This window comes from Salinirubellus salinus, from assembly GCF_025231485.1.
Classification (GTDB): domain Archaea; phylum Halobacteriota; class Halobacteria; order Halobacteriales; family Haloarculaceae; genus Salinirubellus; species Salinirubellus salinus.
The window spans coordinates 694,769-713,183 of record NZ_CP104003.1 but is presented as its reverse complement, the minus strand read 5'-3'; the positions used below and the strand labels follow the sequence as shown (position 1 = coordinate 713,183).

Annotated in this window: 19 protein-coding genes; 9 read left to right on the top strand and 10 right to left on the bottom strand. The window is 70.4% G+C overall.

The features are described 5' to 3' along the window. Window positions 1-4: 4 nt before the first annotated feature. The 7 genes from N0B31_RS03975 to N0B31_RS03945 all read right to left on the bottom strand — a co-directional run bounded on the left by N0B31_RS03975 (window position 5) and on the right by N0B31_RS03945 (window position 6,111). Window positions 5-934, bottom strand: a complete 930-nt coding sequence (locus N0B31_RS03975; RefSeq protein ID WP_260594546.1) for an acetamidase/formamidase family protein — start codon at window positions 932-934, stop codon at window positions 5-7. A gap of 72 nt (window positions 935-1,006) precedes the next feature. After that, the gene (locus N0B31_RS03970) at window positions 1,007-1,546 is read right to left on the bottom strand and encodes a ferritin (protein WP_260594545.1); all 540 of its coding nucleotides are present in this window, start codon (window positions 1,544-1,546) and stop codon (window positions 1,007-1,009) included. Window positions 1,547-1,618: 72 nt separating this feature from the next. Next, window positions 1,619-2,905: a tRNA (N(6)-L-threonylcarbamoyladenosine(37)-C(2))-methylthiotransferase gene (locus N0B31_RS03965; RefSeq protein ID WP_260594544.1), complete on the bottom strand. Its 1,287-nt coding sequence runs from the start codon at window positions 2,903-2,905 to the stop codon at window positions 1,619-1,621. 158 nt (window positions 2,906-3,063) lie between these two features. Beyond that, window positions 3,064-3,978 (bottom strand): hypothetical protein, encoded by a 915-nt coding sequence (locus tag N0B31_RS03960; protein WP_260594543.1) that lies wholly within the window; start codon window positions 3,976-3,978, stop codon window positions 3,064-3,066. Between the two features lie 41 nt (window positions 3,979-4,019). Next, the gene (locus N0B31_RS03955; RefSeq protein ID WP_260594542.1) at window positions 4,020-4,874 is read right to left on the bottom strand and encodes a hypothetical protein; all 855 of its coding nucleotides are present in this window, start codon (window positions 4,872-4,874) and stop codon (window positions 4,020-4,022) included. Between the two features lies 1 nt (window position 4,875). Continuing rightward, window positions 4,876-5,769, bottom strand: a complete 894-nt coding sequence (locus N0B31_RS03950) for a hypothetical protein (RefSeq protein WP_260594541.1) — start codon at window positions 5,767-5,769, stop codon at window positions 4,876-4,878. Continuing rightward, entirely contained in the window at window positions 5,770-6,111 is a 342-nt protein-coding gene (locus tag N0B31_RS03945) for a cupin domain-containing protein (protein WP_260594540.1), read from the bottom strand. It lies immediately after the preceding gene. A 141-nt stretch (window positions 6,112-6,252) separates the two neighbouring features. Between N0B31_RS03945 and N0B31_RS03940 the strand changes: the two genes are divergently transcribed. The 4 genes from N0B31_RS03940 to N0B31_RS03925 all read left to right on the top strand — a co-directional run bounded on the left by N0B31_RS03940 (window position 6,253) and on the right by N0B31_RS03925 (window position 8,678). Beyond that, on the top strand, window positions 6,253-6,831 hold the full coding sequence (locus N0B31_RS03940; RefSeq protein WP_260594539.1) for a DoxX family membrane protein: 579 nt from the start codon (window positions 6,253-6,255) through the stop codon (window positions 6,829-6,831). 183 nt (window positions 6,832-7,014) lie between these two features. After that, complete coding sequence (locus N0B31_RS03935) at window positions 7,015-7,557, top strand: hypothetical protein (protein WP_368389227.1); 543 nt, start codon at window positions 7,015-7,017, stop codon at window positions 7,555-7,557. Window positions 7,558-7,630: 73 nt separating this feature from the next. Next, complete coding sequence (locus tag N0B31_RS03930) at window positions 7,631-8,155, top strand: DUF5817 domain-containing protein (protein ID WP_260594537.1); 525 nt, start codon at window positions 7,631-7,633, stop codon at window positions 8,153-8,155. Window positions 8,156-8,219: 64 nt separating this feature from the next. Further along, the gene (locus tag N0B31_RS03925) at window positions 8,220-8,678 is read left to right on the top strand and encodes a hypothetical protein (protein ID WP_260594536.1); all 459 of its coding nucleotides are present in this window, start codon (window positions 8,220-8,222) and stop codon (window positions 8,676-8,678) included. 42 nt (window positions 8,679-8,720) lie between these two features. On the opposite strand, the gene hmgA is transcribed toward N0B31_RS03925, so the two are convergent. After that, the gene (gene hmgA, locus N0B31_RS03920; RefSeq protein ID WP_260594535.1) at window positions 8,721-9,944 is read right to left on the bottom strand and encodes a hydroxymethylglutaryl-CoA reductase (NADPH); all 1,224 of its coding nucleotides are present in this window, start codon (window positions 9,942-9,944) and stop codon (window positions 8,721-8,723) included. A 95-nt stretch (window positions 9,945-10,039) separates the two neighbouring features. On the opposite strand from hmgA, the gene N0B31_RS03915 reads away from it, so the two are divergent. Further along, window positions 10,040-11,635 carry an amidohydrolase gene (locus N0B31_RS03915; protein ID WP_260594534.1) on the top strand — a complete coding sequence of 532 codons (1,596 nt, stop codon included), beginning with the start codon at window positions 10,040-10,042 and terminating at the stop codon, window positions 11,633-11,635. Between the two features lie 9 nt (window positions 11,636-11,644). On the opposite strand, the gene gpmI is transcribed toward N0B31_RS03915, so the two are convergent. Beyond that, entirely contained in the window at window positions 11,645-13,168 is a 1,524-nt protein-coding gene (gpmI, locus tag N0B31_RS03910) for a 2,3-bisphosphoglycerate-independent phosphoglycerate mutase (RefSeq protein ID WP_260594533.1), read from the bottom strand. Window positions 13,169-13,308: 140 nt separating this feature from the next. On the opposite strand from gpmI, the gene N0B31_RS03905 reads away from it, so the two are divergent. Next, a complete protein-coding gene (locus N0B31_RS03905) occupies window positions 13,309-14,571 on the top strand; it encodes a DNA double-strand break repair nuclease NurA (RefSeq protein WP_260594532.1) in 1,263 nt (420 codons plus the stop codon). Between the two features lie 117 nt (window positions 14,572-14,688). Here N0B31_RS03905 and N0B31_RS03900 read toward each other — a convergent pair whose 3' ends face one another. Continuing rightward, entirely contained in the window at window positions 14,689-15,036 is a 348-nt protein-coding gene (locus N0B31_RS03900; protein WP_260594531.1) for a DUF7113 family protein, read from the bottom strand. A gap of 127 nt (window positions 15,037-15,163) precedes the next feature. Here N0B31_RS03900 and N0B31_RS03895 point away from each other — a divergent pair, with 127 nt between their 5' ends. The 3 genes from N0B31_RS03895 to N0B31_RS03885 all read left to right on the top strand — a co-directional run bounded on the left by N0B31_RS03895 (window position 15,164) and on the right by N0B31_RS03885 (window position 18,336). Further along, window positions 15,164-17,023, top strand: a complete 1,860-nt coding sequence (locus N0B31_RS03895; protein ID WP_260594530.1) for an ATP-binding protein — start codon at window positions 15,164-15,166, stop codon at window positions 17,021-17,023. 64 nt (window positions 17,024-17,087) lie between these two features. After that, window positions 17,088-17,528: a universal stress protein gene (locus N0B31_RS03890; RefSeq protein ID WP_260594529.1), complete on the top strand. Its 441-nt coding sequence runs from the start codon at window positions 17,088-17,090 to the stop codon at window positions 17,526-17,528. Between the two features lie 115 nt (window positions 17,529-17,643). After that, complete coding sequence (locus N0B31_RS03885; RefSeq protein WP_260594528.1) at window positions 17,644-18,336, top strand: nitroreductase family protein; 693 nt, start codon at window positions 17,644-17,646, stop codon at window positions 18,334-18,336. Window positions 18,337-18,415 lie beyond the last annotated feature (79 nt).

Genomic DNA, 18,415 nt, shown 5'->3' with positions numbered 1-18,415 from the left:
CCCGCTACGGCAACACCCGCTCGGGCAGTCGGGCCGTCACCGTCCAGTTCGGCGCGTTCACGACCTGACTCACCTGCAGGTCGCAGGCGACCGAGCAGAGCACGTAGGCGTCCGGCCGGTCGAACCCACGTTCCTCCAGCCTGTCGAGCATCCCCGAGAGCGCCTGCTCCGCACCCGCGTGGAGGTCCGGGCCGATGCCGGTCGTGCAGAGCGCGGGGCCCTCGCGCCAGTCCTGCCCTCCGCCGGGCGTCTCGAACCACGGCACCTCGGGGGCGTCGTCCACGACCTCGAACCGCACGTCCACCGTCGTCGGGCACTCGATGGCGGTGATACAGACCTCGCCGTCGCCCTGTGCGCCGTGGCCGTCGCCGATGGAGAACCGGCCGCCAGCGACCGCCACGGGGAGGTGGAGCCGGGACCCGGCGACGAGGTGGCGGACGTCGAGGTTCCCGCCGACGTTCCGCGGCGGGACGGTGGAGGAGGGGCCGTCAGCGGGCGCGAGCCCGAGGTTCCCGGGGAACGGCGCGAGCGGTATCTCGCAGCCGCGGAACTCGGCGGTGTCCCCCGTGAGGTCCCAGTGGTGGACCACGCCGTCGGGCGCGGTGTCGGGCAGGAGACCGGACCCGCCGTCGTCGCCCGGATAGGTGTAGGTCACGCCCCAGTCGCCCGTCTCGACCGAGAGGAGTTCCACCACGAGCCCGTCACCCGGTTCGGCACCCTCGACGGCGACCGGACCGGTGAGTGGGTGACCCAGGAACTCCGCGTTCCGGAGTTCCTCGACGCCGGTGCCGGGCGAGAGGCGGCCCCCACTGGCGTCCAGACAGTCGAAGCGGACCACCTCGCCCGGCGAGACGGTGAGTGCGGGGTCGCGGGTCGGGTCCCAGTCGTGGTGGAGGGCATCCTCGTGCGAGAGATGGTGGTCTGGTGTCGGCATACCGGCCCCTCACGGGGCGAAGACAAAAGTGAGTCCACCGGGCATGGCGGACGGTTCGACTGCTGCGGCCGCCTACTCCATCGACTCGGCGTCGGGCCCACCGTCGTCGCCGGCCCCACCGCCGCTGCCGCGCTGGCCGAGTTCCTGACTGACCATCAGCAGGCCCGGTCCGTCCTGGCCCACGAGTTCGAGTTTGTCGAGGATGTCGCGTGCCGTGGCCTCCTCCTCGACCTGCTCTGCGACGAACCACTGGAGCATGTTCTCGGTCGCGTTGTCGTTCTCCTCACGGGCGAGGGCGACGAGGTCGTCGATCATCCCCGATATCTTCACTTCGTGCTCGTAGGCGTCCTGGAAGGCGGCCTTCGGGCTCGCCCACTCACGCTGCGGGGCGTCGATAGCGTCGAGCGTCACCCGCCCGTCCCGCTCGTGGACGTAGTCGTAGAGCCGCATCGCGTGGGCGTGCTCCTCCGCTGCCTGCGCCCGCATCCACGATGCGAACCCGGGGACGCCGCTGTCCTCGAAGTAGGCCGCCATGGAGAGGTACACGTACTCCGAGGAGAGTTCGGCGTTGATCTGGTCGTTCAGCGCGGCCTCGATGGGCTCTTTGAGCATGACCCGTCCCGGTACGTTCGGCTGGGCTATCACTATTTGGGTCGGGCTGCCAGCCTCGACGACACCGGACGCTCAGTCGTCCGCCGGAGCAGGCTCTCGCTCGGCGAGCGAGTCGACCGGTTCGCCGAAGCAGTACATCGGCTGGGCGCCCGTGACCTCCACCGTCAGGAAGTCGCCCGGTTCGACGCCGTGCTCGCTCGCGTCCTGCACGATCACCTGACGGTAGGCCGAGTCGCGGCACTTCACGCTGTCCCCGTGCCCCTGCTCCACGACCAGCACCTCTCGCCGGGAACCGACCATCTCGCGGTGGACCTCGCTCACGACCTCGCGCTTGAGTTCGCTCATCGCCTTCGAGCGCTCCTTCTTCAGCGTCCCGCCGAGACCCTTCATGTCGGCGGCGTCGGTGCCGGGACGCTTCGAGAAGCGCGTGACGTTCACCTTCTCCGGGCGCACCTCGGCGAGGAGGTCCATCGACTGCTGGTGATCCGCGTCCGTCTCGGTGGGGAACCCGACGATGAAGTCCGTCGAGAGCGTCCAGTGGTCCAGTCGCTCGTCGAACGTCTCGACGATGTCGCGGAACTTGTCGACGCGGTGCTGGCGACGCATCGTTTCGAGCACCTCGTCGCTCCCGGACTGCACGGGCAGGTGGATGAAGTCGTAGAGCTTCTCGTTCCGGGCGAAGACGTCGGCCAGTTCCTCGCGGATGCCGTGGACGCCGCCGGGATTCGCCATCCCCACGCGGACGCGGAACTCCCCGTCGATGTCGCAGATGCGGTCGAGCAGTTCGGGGAGCTTCCGGTCGCCCGTGTCCCAGCCGTAGACACCGGTGTCCTGCCCGGTGACGCGGATCTCCTTCGCGCCGGCGTGGACGAGCGCCTCGGCCTTGCGGACGTTCTCCTCGACGGGCGGGGAGTCGATGCGTCCGGTGGCGAACTTCGTGATGCAGTACGAGCAGTTGCTCATGCAGCCGCGAGCGATGGGGAGGATGCCGACGACGCCGTCGAGGATGGGTTCGGCGTCGGGCGTCGTGGTCGGGCACTCGCCGTTGGTGACGGCCTCGGGCACCTCGTCCCAGCCCATGACCTGCGCGTCGACGCCGGCGTCGGCGAACTCGTCGCCCTGCGCCAGCGCCATGCAGCCCGTGACGTAGAGGTCCGCGACCTCCGCTTCGAGTTCCTCGGCCCGTCGGAGCATGTTGCGCTCCGTTTTCTCGACGACGGTACAGGTGTTGAGGATGGCGACGTCCGCCTCCTCGAGCGGTGTCCGGTGGTGGCCGGCGTCGCGCAGGCGGCGCTCTATCTCCCGGCTCTCACCCCGGTTGGAGGTACACCCGTACGTCTCGATGTGGTACCGGGCCATCTGTGTTCGAGTGCGGGGTGGGAGGGCAAGAGGGTGACGGATGCGTGTTCCGAGCGAACGGAGTGAGCGCGTACCACGGCGGATCGAGCGGGAGCGGCCGACGAGGTCCGGTCGCCGCGAGGTGCGGCGCCCGTGGGCGACACGGGGCGACGCTCACCCTACCGTCCCCGCACCACCCGCCGTGACTCGCTCTCCGTCGGCGACTGCCGGCTCGCGTTCACCGCCTCCCGGACCCACGCCGGTTCGGCCACCGGTCCCGCCCGCTCGAACGTTCGCTCGCGAACCACCCGTACCCGCTGGCCCTCGTAGGTCGTCGTGTAGGTGAGTCGGTGGCCCCTGACGAGGCCGTCCTCGGCGACGACCATCGAGAGGGTGGCGTTCCGCGGCGCGGCGAGGAACGGCGGGACCCGCAGTACCGACAGCGTGGCGAACTGTTGGCCGGCGACGCGGTAGTCCCCGTCGACCCCCCGGCCGACGAGTCGGAGGTCAGCGTTCGAGACGAGCCCGACGAGTCTGTCGTGACCCGTGAGGTCCGTCACGGGTCCGGTCCCGGTCGCGGGGACACGTTCGTACTCCACGCCGTCGGGCCGCTCGATGCGGAACGTCGCCACCGCACCGTCGTACCAGAGGTCGAGCCGTGACGCGAACGCCGTGACCGGGTACGACTCGTCCGTGCCGGTCCGACTGGTGTAGACGTAGCGCTCGCCGTCGGCCCCCACGTGGAGACGGGTCCGCTGGACGTAGAGTGTCGTCCCGTCAGCGTCGACGAGCGTGACGTTGGTCCGGACGCGGTACGGGCCGTCGCCGATGGCATCGCGGTGGCCGTCGGCGAACCTGAACGGGTCGGCGACCCCACCGGCGGTCAGGCCGGGGACCACGAGGGCACCACCGGGGGTCGACGGGGACCGGGTCGGCATCGGCGTGGCAGTCGCCGTCGCCGTCCGGTCCGGCGTCTCCGTGGGGACGGGGACGGGCGTCAGCGTGGCCGTGGAGGTCGACCGGGTCCCGTCTGCCCCCTCCGGACCCCCTGCGTCGACGCCACCGCCACAGCCAGCCAGGAGCACGAGGACCACGAGGGCGAGAGCTCCCACTCCGGGGCCGCGCGACGCTCGGTTCACGGTCGCACCATCGACGCGCTCGGCGTCTCGGTCCCCAGTGCACGCCCGAGCCACGGCGGTTCGGGGACGGTCGTGGACCCGACGGCCGTGTACCGTCGCTCGACGCGGACGGTGACGCGCCGCCCGTTCAGCGTTGCCTCGTACGTCAGGTCGAGCGACGAGACCCGACCGGTCGGGGAGACACGTATCCGAACCGAGGCGACGTCTGCGGCCCCGAGCCGGCGGTCCACCTCGAGCGCCTCGGGGTCGACGAGGGTAGACCCGCGCAGCAGCGTCGCGTCGCCGACCGGCGCGGCCGTCCACGTCCCGAACGCGGGGAGGAGGTCGGCCAGGAACGCCTGTCCAGTCTGGTCTCCGTCCGGCCCGAATCGGAAGGGCCCGTCGACGACGCCGTAGCGGACGCCGCCGTCGTCCTCGTCGCGGAACGCGGTCCGATTCCCGGCGTGGTAGAGCGAGAGCGTGTCGATGCCCTGGGGTCCCGGATAGGAGGGGTCGGCGATGCGGGTGCGTTCGTAGCGGTAGCGCCCGCCGTCCACGCGGAGGCGCGTCGTGACGTCGTACAGCGCACCGCCCCCCTCGAGGACGACGCGGCGCTCTACGGCGGTGAACGAGCGGTTCGAGAGCGCGGCGGCGTGCGTTGTGGGCAGGTCGCGCAGTGACGCGACGGCCACGGGCGACCCCGCTGGCGGCGTCGGGGTGGCCTCGGACGGGGTCTCGGAGGGGAGCGGGGCCGGCGTGACCGTCGGCGTCGCTTCGGCCCCGCCGCCGTCGGCGCCCCCGGGACCGTCCGTGACCGACCCACACCCCGCCAGGAGCAGGCAGACCACGAAGAGGAGGGGTCGAACGGCCATCTCAACGACTCCCGACGACGCTCTCGTTGGCGGCGGGCAGCCACGACGGTCGGGCGGTGTCGACGTCGCCGACCTGTCGCAACCGGTGGGTCTGTCGAACCCGGAGTCGCGACCCGTCGGCGGCGAACGTCGCGTCGTAGGCCAGCGTGTACGAGACGACGAGCCCCCGTTCGTCGACAACCCCGACGAACGTCACGTTCCGGGGGTCCCGCGCCAGCGGCGGGGTGGAGAGGTTCGCAGCGTCCGCGCGGGACGACCCCCGGAGTCGGAACCGGGTCACGTCGTCGACCGTCTCCTGGCCGGTGACGCGGGTCTCGACAGCGGCGAGGTCGGCCGCGACGAGACGGTGACTCGACGGGTCGGCCAGTGGCCCGCCGGACCGTTCGTCGTCGAACCCCCAGTAGCGTGCGGTGCCGCCGGCGTCGACGAACCGGTTGCGGACCACGGGTTCGTGGAACCAGACGTCGACACGGGCGTAGGATGCGGCGGCCGTCCACGCCCGGCGCGAGGTCTCCAGTTTGGTGAACGTGTAGGCGTCCGCCGCGGGGACGACCACGCTCTCCTCGTGGACGAAGTCGAGCGACTCACGCGGCCGGAGAGCGGCCCGGGAGTCGTTCGCGTAGCGAACCGTACGGTTCCGGACGAGGTGGTAGGTCGTCGTGGCCAGCCGGTCGCGGTGGGCGCTCGCGAGCGCCTCGGGGTCGAAGACGCCGTTCGCGCTCACGCCGGCGGCCAGCAATCGTCCGCCGTCGAGGTCGGGCGCCCGTGGTACCTCCACGGGCGTCGCCGTCGGCGACGTCGGCTCGGGCGAGGCGGCCGGTGCGAACCCGCTACACCCGGCCACGAGCAGACAGACGACCGTCGCCAGCGCGAGGGGCACACGCCGGTCCGACATTCACTCGGCCCAGTCCGGGTCCGGTCGCGGCGGCGAGAAGATGTCGACCCCCTCGACGGGCTCCTCGCCGCGGTTCTCGGCGCCGTGGACCTCCTCGCCTGCGATGTCGTAGGCGTCACCCGCACCGACCACCACCTCCTCACCGTCGGCGAGGGAGAACGTGAGTTCGCCACGGTAGACGAACCCCGCCTGCTCGTGGTGGTGGCTGTGCTCCGGCACGGTGGCACCGGGGTCGATACGGAAGTGCTGGACGCTCATCCTCTCGCCGGCGGCCAGCTGCGCGAGGTGGACGTCCGGGACGGCCTCGACCGTGTCGCTCTCCGCGAGCGGAACGCGTTCCATGACGACACCACGGCGCCCGTCGGCAAAACCGTACCCCCGTGACCACGGACCACCCTCAGATCGGCTCTCTCCGAAGACTTTCCCACCTCGTGGGACTCACTCCCCCCGTATATCGGTCTTCTCTGCCATCTCTCACTCGTTATGGCAACGAAAAACCGTCAACTGCTGCAGACCGAGATGCTGGGCCGTGATGTATCGTTCGAGTACTCCGAGCACTGGATCGGTTACGCGATGGTGTTCATGCGGGTGACGATGGGTTGGGTCCTCCTCCAGGGTGGCCTGACCAAGCTCGTCACCTACCTGAACGCGGACGCCAGCGACAACTGGACCGCCTCCGGCTTCCTCATGCACGCTATCCCCGAGGGGAACCCCCTGATGGGCCTCTGGGGGGCGTTCGCCGGAAGCCCGATCATCGACATGCTCGTCATGTGGGGCCTGACCCTCACCGGCTTCGGTCTCATCATCGGGGCCGCCGTGCGCTGGAACGCGTTCTGGGGAGCAGTCATGATGCTGTTCTTCTGGCTCGCGAGCCTGACGGGCGGCCTCCTGCAGGGCCTGCCGGTGGCCCACGGCTGGGTCGTCGACGACCACCTCATCTACGCCATCCTGCTGTTCGGCCTCGGTGCGATGGGTGCCGGCCGCATCCTCGGCGTCGACGCCTACCTCGAGAAGATGGACTTCGTCGAGCGGATTCCGGCGCTCCGGTACCTCCTCGGCTGAGCAGTCGGCCGAGCGTCTTCCTCTCCCGGTTCTCTCGGCGGCTTCTTCGACGGCTCGACCATCGTAGCGACGCCGTCGGTGAGTCCGGATCGGCGTACAGTCCGACTCGGGGGTACTTCTAAGTCATGCAGGCAACGATTGCCTCTTACCATGTCGACAGGTACCACACGGATGGAAGCGGAGATGTTCGGACGACAGGTGTCGTTCGAGTACTCCGAGCACTGGGTCGGGTACGCGATGGTGTTCATGCGGGTGACGATGGGCTGGGTCCTGTTGCAGGGCGGGCTGACCAAGCTCGTCACCTACCTGAACGCGGACGCCAGCGACAACTGGACCGCCGCCGGCTATCTCGCCAACGCCATCCCGGAGGGGAACCCGCTGGCTGGGTTCTTCGCCAGCATGGCCGGGAGCGCGACCATCGACATGCTCGTCATGTGGGGGCTGACCCTCACCGGGCTCGGCCTCATCAGCGGGGCCGCCGTGCGCTGGAACGCGTTCTGGGGTGCCGTGATGATGCTGTTCTTCTGGCTCGCCAGTCTGACGGGTGGCCTCCTGCAGGGTCTCCCCGTCGCGCACGGGTGGGTCGTCGACGACCACCTCGTCTACGCGTTCCTGCTGTTCGGTCTCGGTGCGATGGGAGCCGGTCGCATCCTCGGCGTCGACGCCTATCTGGAGCAACTGGAGTTCGTGAAGAACAACCGGTGGCTGAAGCTCCTCCTGGGCTGACTCCAGCCGTGACACTCCTCTCGGCCGCCGTGTCATCCACAGGTTCAACTGCCAGTGAGCGGTAGCCGTGGCCATGTACGCGGTCGTCGGCTGCAGCAACTGTGACGCCCTCTGGGTGGTGGAGGGACGGCCCGACTCGACCTCCTGTCCGCGCTGTGAGAAGCGCCACCGCTTCGGGAAGTTGAAGAAGTTCCACGAGACGCCCGACGCCACCGAGGCCCGCGAGGCTCGCTCCCGACTCTTCGCGACCCGGAGCGGCCACGCCGACTCGCTGGAGGACCTCGATGACTTCGAGACACTCGGCCGCGAGGCGGAGCGCGCGGGTGTCGACGAGGACGAGTACCTCGAGGCGAGCGGCGTCGACACCTCGGAGGTGGCCGCCGCGGGCGAACGTGCGGAGCGTGGACAGAATCGCTCGCGCTCCCGTCGCGAGGTGGTGCTCGACGCCCTCCGGGAACAGGACCGACCCACGGCGGCGGAGGTCCGCGAGTACGCCACCGACGCGGGAGTCCCCGCCGAGTACGTCGACCGCGCGCTGCAGAAGCTCTCGCGGGCTGGCGAGGTCAGCGAGTCCGGGGGCCGCTACCGACTGCTCTGACCGGCGTGTGGCAGCATCCGGGCTGCCGCGGGCGGGACTCCTTTGAAGACCTGGCCCCAACCGTGTGTATGGAGCGGACGAACGGACACGGCGGCTCGAGGCCCGCACCGTGACGGGCGACGACCCGGACCCACGGGCGAGTGCCGGCCCCGACCTCGGATCGGAGGAGGTGACGCTCCGTGACCTCGACGCCGGCCCCCTCGTCGTCGGCACCTTCGTCGGCCTCGCGGGCCTGTTCTTCCTCGTCGAGCCGGTCGTCGACCCCGTCGCCGTCGGCGGTCTCGAGGTCCGGATGGTCGGCCTCTCGGCGCTCAGCCTCGTCGTCGGGCTGAACCTCGGCGCGGCGGTGTTCCTCTCCCGCGGCGAGCGGCTCGTGGGGCTGGCCCACGGCGTCGCCGGGGTCGGGTTCGGCGCGTTCTTGCTGGGGCTCGCCGTGGGGTCGGGGACGCTGTTGCTCGCGGGCGTGCTGGTCGTCGTGGGCGGGATGCTGGCGCTCGCGGCGCAGTCGCGGAATCTCGTCTAACGGGGGGTGTGGTGCGGACCGGGCAGAACGACCGTCGACTCGCTACCGGCCCAGTTCCTCGTGGGCGCTCGCGAGGTGCGACGCCGAGAGCGCCCCGACGAGCGAGAGTTCGCCGCCGAGCGCCGCCACCGCGATGACCTCGGCGAGCGCGTCGGCGTTCGACCCGGCCGGGTCGCCGCCGCCGCGGACCCCGACCACGTCGAGCGCCTCGGCCTGCGTCGGGAGCTTGGTGCCGCCCCCGACGGTCCCGACCTCGAGTGAGGCGAGGGTGACGCTCGCGTAGAGCGACCCGTCACGCACGTCCATCGTCGTGATAGCGTTGCTCCCCTCGACCACCTGCGCGATGTCCTGTCCGAGCGCGAGGAACGCCGCGGCGACCACGTTCGCGGCCTGCGCGTTGAATCCGAGCGACCCCGCCTTCGCACTCCCGACGAGGTTCTTCCGCGTGTTCGCCTCGGCCATCGCCTCGGGCGTGGTCTTGAACACCGACTCGACCACCTCGCGTGGGATCTCCACGTCCGCCGAGACGGTCCGCCCCCGCCCCTCGACGGCGTTGATGGCGGCGGGCTTCTTGTCGGTACAGAGGTTCCCCGAGAGCGCGACGAGGTCGGCGGGCGTCTCGGCTTCGACCACCTCGCAGGCCTCCTGCGTGGCGATGGTGGCCATGTTCATCCCCATCGCGTCCTTCGTGTCGTAGCCGAACCGCAGGAAGACGTTGTCACCGACGACGTACGGGGTGACCTCGAGGAGCTCGCCGTGGCTCGTGGTCGACTCGGCCGCCTCGCGGAGGTGGGCCTCGTTCTCGCGGACCCACGAGACGACCTCGCCGGCCTCGGCCACGTCGCGGACCTTGAACACGGGCGCGCGGGTCATCTTCGACTTCAGGACGCGCGCCGTCGCACCGCCGGCCTTCCGCGTCGCCGAGACGCCTCGGTTGACCGAGGCGAGGAGCGCCCCCTCGGTCGTGGCGAGCGGGAGCCACTTCGTGTCCGTCACGGCGCCCCCGTCAACCTCGATGGGGCCGACGATTCCGAGGGGAACCTGCGTGGCGCCGACCATGTTCTCGATGGCCGAGTCGGCCACCGCGGCGTCGAACGCGTACGCCCCACTCGTCGAGAGGTCGGCGCCCGTCTCCGTCTCGAGCAGGCGACGACGGGCCGCCGCGGCCGTGTCGGCGTCCGCGTGTGCTTCCAGTTCGTGCAGTCGCAGGTCGCCGTCGCGGACTCGCTCGGCGAGTTCGGCCGCGTCGGCGTCCGTATCGGTCATACCCCGCCCTGCGGCCCCTCGTGCCTAATCAGTTCCGTCACCGTCTCGCACCGGGCCCCACAACCATTTTGCCAGCCGGCGCCGGCCCTCTCTCCATGACGCGACCCGCCGACCTGGTCCTCACGAACGCGGAAGTGCACACGCTCGCGGCGCCACCGGACGGACACGCTGGCCTCGTCGCGGACGCCGAGGCACACGACGGGGTGTTCGAGGACGGCGCCGTCGCCGTGCGGGACGGCCGTATCGTCCGCGTCGGGACGGCCTACGAGGTCGAGTTCCTCGAAGGGGCGGGCACCACCGTCGTCGACTGCGGCGGGCGGGTCCTCCTGCCCGGGTTCGTCGACGCCCACACGCACATGGAGGTGGTGGGTCGTCGACTAGTCCACGCCGACCTCGGCGGCGCGGACTCGCGGGCCGACGCCGTCGCCCGACTCAGGGTCGAGGCCCGCGAGAGCGATGGGTGGGTGCAGGGGTACGGCTACGACGAGTCCGAGTGGGGCGAGACGGCGTACCTGCGCCGGGAGGAACTCGACGAGGTCAGCGAGACGCGCCCGGTGGTCGCCTTCCGCGAGGACCTCCACACCGCGTCGGTCAACGGCATCGCGCTGGACATCCTCGGACTCTCGGCCGACCACCCGAACGTCCAGACCGAGGACGGCCGCCCGACCGGCGTGTTGACCGAGAGCGCCGTCGAGGTGCTGAACGAGGCCATCGCACCGGACGTGGCGACGACCCGCCGTCGCGTCGTGGCGGCACGCGACCACGCCCACGAGCTCGGGGTGACGGCCGTCCACGACATGGTCCGCGGTGGACACGTCGCGCGTGTCTACCGCGAACTCGACACGGCGGGTTCGCTCGTCCTGCGAGTCCGCATCAACTACTGGACCGACCACCTCGACGCCGTCAGCGAGGCTGGGCTGGTGACGAACGCCGGGAGCGAGTTCGTCCGCACGGGCGCCATCAAGACGTTCACCGACGGCTCCATCGGTGGGCGGACGGCGAAGGTGTCGAAACCCTACGCCGACGCCGAGGAGGAGGGCGACGAGGACGGGCACGGCGAGTGGGTCGTCACCCCCGAGGAACTCCGCGAGTGGGTCGACCGGGCCGAGGAGGCCGGGTTCCAGTTCACCGCCCACGCCATCGGCGACGTGGCCGTCCGCGAGACGCTCGCCGCCTACCGCGACACGGCGGCACCGGACGAAGCCCGCCACAGGGTCGAACACGCGGAGATACTCGACGAGGCACACGTTCGGGAGTTCGCGGAGAGCGACGTCGTCGCCAGCGTCCAGCCGAACTTCCACCGGTGGGCGCGCGAGGGCGGGCTGTACGAGTCACGACTCGGTGCGCGGCGCACGAGCGGCACGAACCCGCTGGGCGCACTCGCCGAGGCGGGCGTCCCCCTCGCGTTCGGGAGCGACAGCATGCCGCTCGGGCCGCTCTACGGGGTGGGGCAGGCCGTGACCGCACCGGCGGCCGGCCAGCGCCTCTCGGTCACCGAGTCGCTCGCCGCCTACACCCGCGGCGCCGCCTACGCGGGCTTCGACGAGGGACGGATGGGGACCGTCGAGGCGGGTACCCTCGCGGACCTCGTAGTGCTGGAGGAGTCGCCGTGGTCGGTGGCCGACGAGGCGATCGGCGACGTCGAGGTCTGGCGGACTGTGGTCGACGGCCGCGTCGTCTACCGAGCCTGAACTCGCGGGTCAGTCGAGCAGCGAGGTGCCGGTCATCTCGGCCGGCTGGCCCAGTCCCATCAGCTCGAGGAGGGTCGGGGCCACGTCGGCGAGGACGCCGCCGTCGCGGACCGACCGGTCACTGGCGCCCTCGGGCGGCAGGTGGACGAACGGGACCGGGTTGGTCGTGTGGGCCGTGTGCGGGTCCGACACGCTACCCATATCGTCGGCGTTGCCGTGGTCCGCAGTGAGGAGGACGTGCGCACCGGCGTCCCGCAGCGCCGGGACGAGTCGCGAGAGACAGTCGTCGACGGCCTCGCAGGCCGCGACCGCGGCGTCGAACGCGCCCGTATGGCCCACCATGTCCGGGTTCGCGTAGTTCAACACGAGCAGGTCGGGGTCCTCGAGCCCCACGAGGTCGACCGTCTGGTCGGTCACCGCCGGCGCCGCCATCTCCGGCTGCAGGTCGTAGGTGGGCACGTCCGGCGAGGGGACGATCTCGCGCAGTTCGCCGTCGAACTCGACCTCGCGGCCGCCGTTGAGGAAGTAGGTGACGTGGGCGTACTTCTCGGTCTCGGCGACGCGGAGCTGGGTGAGGCCCGCCGCCGAGACCACCTCGCCGAGGACCTGTTCTGGCTGGTTCGGCTCGAACGCGACCGGGAGGCCGAAGGTGGCGTCGTACTCGGTCATCGTGACCAGTCGCGTCTCCGGGGGCGTGGTGTCGAACGCCCACTCCGGGCGCAGGTCGGCGAGCATCCGGGTGAGCTGGCGCGCCCGGTCGGCGCGGAAGTTGAAGAGGACGACCGCGTCCCCAGCCGCGAGCGCCGGACCGCCCGCGACGAGCGTGGGTTCGACGAACTCGTCCGTGTCGCCGCGCTCGTAGGAGCGCTCGCAGGCGGTGACAGGGTCGGAGGCCTCGTGTGGGGCCTCGCGGTTGACGATGGCGTCGTAGGCCCGCTTCGTGCGCTCCCAGTTCTCGTCCCGGTCCATCGCGTAGTACCGGCCGGTGACGGAGGCGACGTGGCCGGTGCCGGCGTCCTCGACGACGGACTGGAGGTCCGCGAGGTAACCCGCGCCCGACTTCGGCGCGGTGTCCCGGCCGTCGGTGAACGCGTGGGTGACGGCGTCGGTGTCGCGCGCCGCGGCGGCCCGGAGCAGGGCGTGGAGGTGTTCCTGCGAGGAGTGGACGCCGCCGTCGCTGACGAGGCCCAGGAGGTGGACACGGCCGTCGTTCGCGTCGGCGTGGTCGAACGCACTCGCGATGGCGTCGTTCTCGCCGAGGGTGCCCTCCGCGACGGCGTCGCTCACCCGCGTGGAGTCCTGGACGACGACGCGGCCGGCCCCGATGTTGAGGTGTCCGACCTCGCTGTTGCCGAACTGGCCCTCGGGGAGGCCGACGTTCCGCCCGTCGGTGCGGAGGGTGCCGAAGGCGCCCTCCTCCGTGTAGCCGTCGAACGCGGGAGTCTCGGCCGTCGTCACGGCGTCACGGTGGTCGCCCGTCGCCTCACCGGAGCCGATGCCCCACCCGTCGAGTATCACGAGCGCCGCTCTCATGTCCCGGGGGAGTCCCGGTGAGCGTAACACGGTTTCGGTATCGGGGGTCGGTCGCTCCTGGCCGACCGGAGCCGGCCCGGCCGGACCAGTCGCGCCGCGCACTCCGAGGGTTTTTGCCCGACGGCGAGTCAGTCGCGGACATGACGCTGGACCCGGTGCACTTCAAGGCCATCACCCGACTGGCCGGGAGCATCAGTCACGAGGTGGACGAACGCGAGCACCGGGAGTTCGCGGAGGTGGTCTGGGAGGAGTTCCTCGACCCGCTCGTCGCGGACGGACGGACCCTGCTGGAGCCGATGGGTGAGTTGCGCCGCCGGAAGGTGGACGTCGAGGACGCCGCCCTCGGCGAGGACTACTTCCCCACCCAGCACGGGCTCGACTCGGGCACCATCAACCCGACGACGTTCAAGAACGGCCTCACGGTCGACGTGGCCGTCGCCGCGATGTCGGCCGTCCCCTCGGACCTCGACCTGCACCGCTGTCGGACCATCGTGAAGGCCGTCCACTCCAACGAGGCGACGGTCCACTTCGGCCAGGACTGGCAGGTGGACGACGAGGGCTACGTCAAGAGTCGCGTGTTGCACGTCCCCCGCGCGGACCGCTCGGTCACGCCCGTGGTCCACGAACTCGCCCTCTACCTCGCGGAGGTCGAACACGCCCGCGGGCAGGCCGAACTCGTCGACGACCTGCTCGTGATGGACGGCCCCATCTACCCGAAGGGGCTGCTGACGTGGGAGAACCGCAACCGCGAACTCGCCGACCTGCTGGCTGGCGAGCGGACCCCCCGCGAGGTCATCGGCGAGTACGTCCAGCTCGTCGAGTCGTTCATGCGCCGTGACGTGCCCGTCCTCGGGTTCGTCAAGACGCCGATGACGGGGCTGGTCACGCGCACCATCCGCGAGAAGCAGGGGTCGGCGCCGTGGGTCAACGATGCCGCGTTCTTCTCGCAGGTGCTCGAACGCGGGGCGTGGGACGCCGAGGGCCACTACGAACGCCACGAGGACGCCCTGACGTTCACCAACTGGTTCGTCTCCCGCGGCCCGGCCGACCGGGCGATGGCCGAGGGGCGGTACGACCTCACGCTCGCTTTCGAACCCGAGCGGTACGAGGTCACCTTCTGCATGGTGTACGACCCCCGGACCGACACTGTCTACCGGGTCGAGGCACCGCGCGCGTTCACCGAGGACGAGGACCGGCGCGAGGAGCTGACGATGCAGGTGCTGAAGGACGTGGCGACGGCCCGCGGGCCGCCCGCGGCGGTGGCGAAGGCCGACTCGCTGGCCTCGATATCGCGGAAGGAGACGGTGGCGCTCCGGCGGGCGCTGGAGGACGCGCTCGACGCCGACATGGACACGACGTACGACGACGAGCGGTGGGGCGTGGGTGCCGGCTTCGACCTCTGAACTTTTCGCGTCGGGTTCGCTCGCTCCGCTCGCGAACCGCTCCGGCACAACTTTAGTATCAAAACGCGCCGCTCGCTCCGCTCGCGGCGGGTGAGTGCACCGGCACGTCGCGACGCTTTACCCCTGTTCCACGCCCGGTTCTCGTTTGATGACCTCTATCTCCACCTCGCTCTCCGCGACGCCCACGCGGGCGAACTGGGTGCGAAGGTGTTCCTTGGCCGCCTCGACGGCAGCGTCGCGGGTGTCGAACCCACGGGGCATCGGCGTCTCGAACGCCACGTTGAGTTCGCGGTCGCCGATGGTCTGGGGCTGGCCGCCGCTCTCGACCTCGTAGAAGGCGTCGCAGACCCAGACGTACGGCGCGCCCTCGTCGGGCGCCCCCTTGAACGCCGGTGGCTCCTCGCCACGTTCGTACAGCGTCCCCGTCAGCGCCGTCCCACCGGCGTGACCGCGGATGAGCATCATGCACATTTCTACGCGGTCCCACCGGATAAGGAGCGTGCAGTGCGGTGGTCGACCCGCCCGCCGGTGGACCGCCATCAGTTCCGGTCCGCGGCGAACCCCTTTTGCCGAAGGGGCGGGAGGCTCTCGTATGACCGACCTCGGCGACTTCGAGGACTTCGACGGCGACGGCGGCGCGGACGACCCTCCGGACGCCGAACCGACCGGGCAGGGTGCCGAGGCGACCGACTCGACTGCCGGTGTCGACCGTGCCGACGCGAACGGTGAGGCCGACGCTGAGGCAGACGAACCGTTCGAGCCGGTGGACGTCTCGCCCGTCGGGAGCGACACCGGCATCGGCACGCTCTCGGCCGCCGAGGGACTCGTCGTCAGCGAGGACCCGCAGGACACCCGCCTGCGCGCCTACATCACCGTCGGCAACCGGGCGCTCGTGCGCATCGGCTCGTACCTCGTCGCCTCCTACCCCGACGGCGAGAAACTGTTCTGTCGAATCGTCGCGCTGGAGTACGCACAGGAGTTCCAGTCCGACGACGCCACGGAGATCCACGCCCGCCGCGCGATGCGGAGCGACGGCGTGGACGAGCAGGACTACAAGTTCATGGCGTCGCTCGAGCCGCTCGCGGTCCTCTACGACGACGGCGGCGAGATGAGACGCCGGATGGCCGACCGCGTCCCCAAACCGGAGACGGTGGTGGGGCAGGCCACCGACCCGGCCGAGATAAAGACCGGTCTGAAGATACCCGACGACGGCGTCTTCCTCGGCCACCTCGCCGTCGGGGGCGAGAAGGTCCGGACCGCCGCCTCGCCGCCGACCATCGACTACCGCCTGAAGGACGACTACGACTCTGGCGACCCGCTCGTCTTCCGGCACACGCTCGTCGCGGGGGGCACGGGGTCGGGCAAGACCCACGGCGCGAAGAACGTCCTCCGACAGTACCTCGCGGCGGACCGGACCTACCCGGTCGAGGACCGCTCGGTCCGGCCGGCCGTCGTGATGTTCGACCCGCAGGACGAGTACGCCCAGATGCACGACGACAACCCGGCGATGACCGACGAGTTCGCCCGCCAGTGCGAGCGCGAGGGCGTGGCCCACGGCGGTGTGGCCGACACCGTCGCGTTCGTCCCGAAGGTCGGTGACGCCACCTACGCGGCCGACCACCACCGAGCCGAGCAGGTGGCGTTCACGCTCCCGTTCTCGATGGTCCGCTCGCGCCCGTGGCTGGTCGCCGCCGGCGGACTCAACGACAACCAGTACCCCGCACTCCAGCAACTCCTGAAGCGGTTCTTCTCGAAACACGGGAACGCGGGGACCTACGGACAGTTCCGCTCGTTCCTCGACGACCCGACGCTCCGCGAGGAACTCCACGAGTCCGGCCAGATACACGAGGCCACGTTCGACGCCGTGAAGCGCCGGACGTACGGTTTCGGCGACGTGTTCGACACGGACGCCCGGCCCATCACCGAGATGGTCGACGAGTTCGTCCGTCCCGGAGGGCTGACCGTCGTGCCCACCTACCACGTCAACGACTCCCGGAAGACGACGACGGTGGTGCTCGCGGTGGCCTCCCTGCTCGTCGACGAGAAACTGTCGAACGACCCGCGCTACGACCGTATCAAGGAGACGCCCGTCGTCCTCGGGATGGACGAGGCGCACAACTTCCTCACCGACGCCGACAGCGTGCAGGCCCGGAAGGTCATCGGGAAGTTCTCCGAGGCAGCCAAGCAGGGCCGCAAGGAGCGACTCGGCCTGTTCCTCGTCACGCAGGACCCGCAGGACGTGGCAGACCCCGTGTTCAAGCAGGTGAACACCACCGTCGTCCTCAACCTCGGGGACGAGGACGCCATCAAGGCCGTGAACATCCCCAGCAACCTCGAGGGGAAGGTCCCCTACATGGAGAAGGGGCAGATGGTTGTCTACTCGCCGGACAACTCCGAACCGGTCGAGATCATGGGGTTGTCGACCTGTCTGACCCGGCACGGCCGCGAGTAGCGACGCTCGTGGGGTGCCGACCGACGCCACCAGCGTTTTGTCCCCCTGCGTGATAGCGGGAGGCATGTCCCGACATCTCCTCGTCCCGCTGGACGGCTCCGATCCCTCGTGGGACGCCCTCGACCACGTCGTCGAGACGGAGCCGGACGCCACCGTGACGGTGCTGCACGTCATCGACCCGGCCCGTGCCACCTACGGCGCGAGCGTCGGCATCCCCACCTCCTCGGAGGAGTGGTTCAAGGCCGAGGAGGCGGCCGCCGAGGAACTGTTCGAGACGGTACGGGAGCGGGTCGCCGGGACCGACATCGAGTTGCGCGAAGAGACGGCGGTCGGCCAGCCCTCGCGTGTCATCGTCGAGTACCCCGAGAGTATCGAGGACGGCCCGGCCGTCGACGCCATCGTCATCGGGAGCCACGGTCGCAGTGGTGTCGCTCGCGTGTTGCTCGGGAGCGTCGCCGAGGTGGTGGTCCGGCGCTCACCCGTCCCGGTGACGGTCGTCCGTTGACACGTCGGTGGCCCCCGCGTAACCCGGTGACGGCTGCGGGACGACACCACACTGGAATCGGTGGTCGGTTCCGGCACGGACGGGGTGATGACCTCCCCGCGCGAATCGTCAGTCGATGGAAGCCGACGAACTCATCCGGAGCCGCCGCTCGGTCCACGAGTACAGCGACGAACCGATAGCCGAGGAGACGCTGGCGGAGATATTCGACCGTGTCAGGTTCACGCCCTCTGGCTACAACCTCCAGCCGTGGGAGTTCGTCGTCCTGCAGGCACCCGAGAACAGGGCGGCGCTGGCCGAGGCCGCGTACGGGCAGGAGCACGTCGAAGAGGCAGCTGCGGCCGTCGTCGTCCTCGGGAACACGGACCCGGCCGCCCACGCAGAGCGCGTGTTCGACGACTGGCTCGACAAGGGGTACCTCCCCAGTGAGGCGGTCCGCGACGACCTGCTCGGACAGGTCGAGGGGATGGGCGACCAGCCGGACGCCGAGAACCGGCTCTGGACGACGCGGTCCACCTCGCTCGCGGCGATGACGCTGATGTACGCCGCGTGGGACCTCGGCGTCGGCTCCTGTCCGATGGAGGGGTTCGATCCCGAGGGCGTCCTCGACGTCGTCGACGCACCGGCGGGGTACGAACCCGTCATGCTGGTCACGCTCGGCTACCCCGCCGAGGGGACCGCGGACATCGAGAACGAGCGGAAGAGCCGTCGGTCGGTGGCAGAGATCGTCCACCACGAGACGTTCGCGGCGGGCGACGGGACCGCCGACGAGGGAGACCACGCCGCTGGCGCCGTCGAAGCGGACGACTGACCAGAGAGCGGAGGGGTCGGTCCAGCCACCGGATTTATACGTGGGGATTCCTGACCCCCAGCCATGCGAGCGAGTTGCG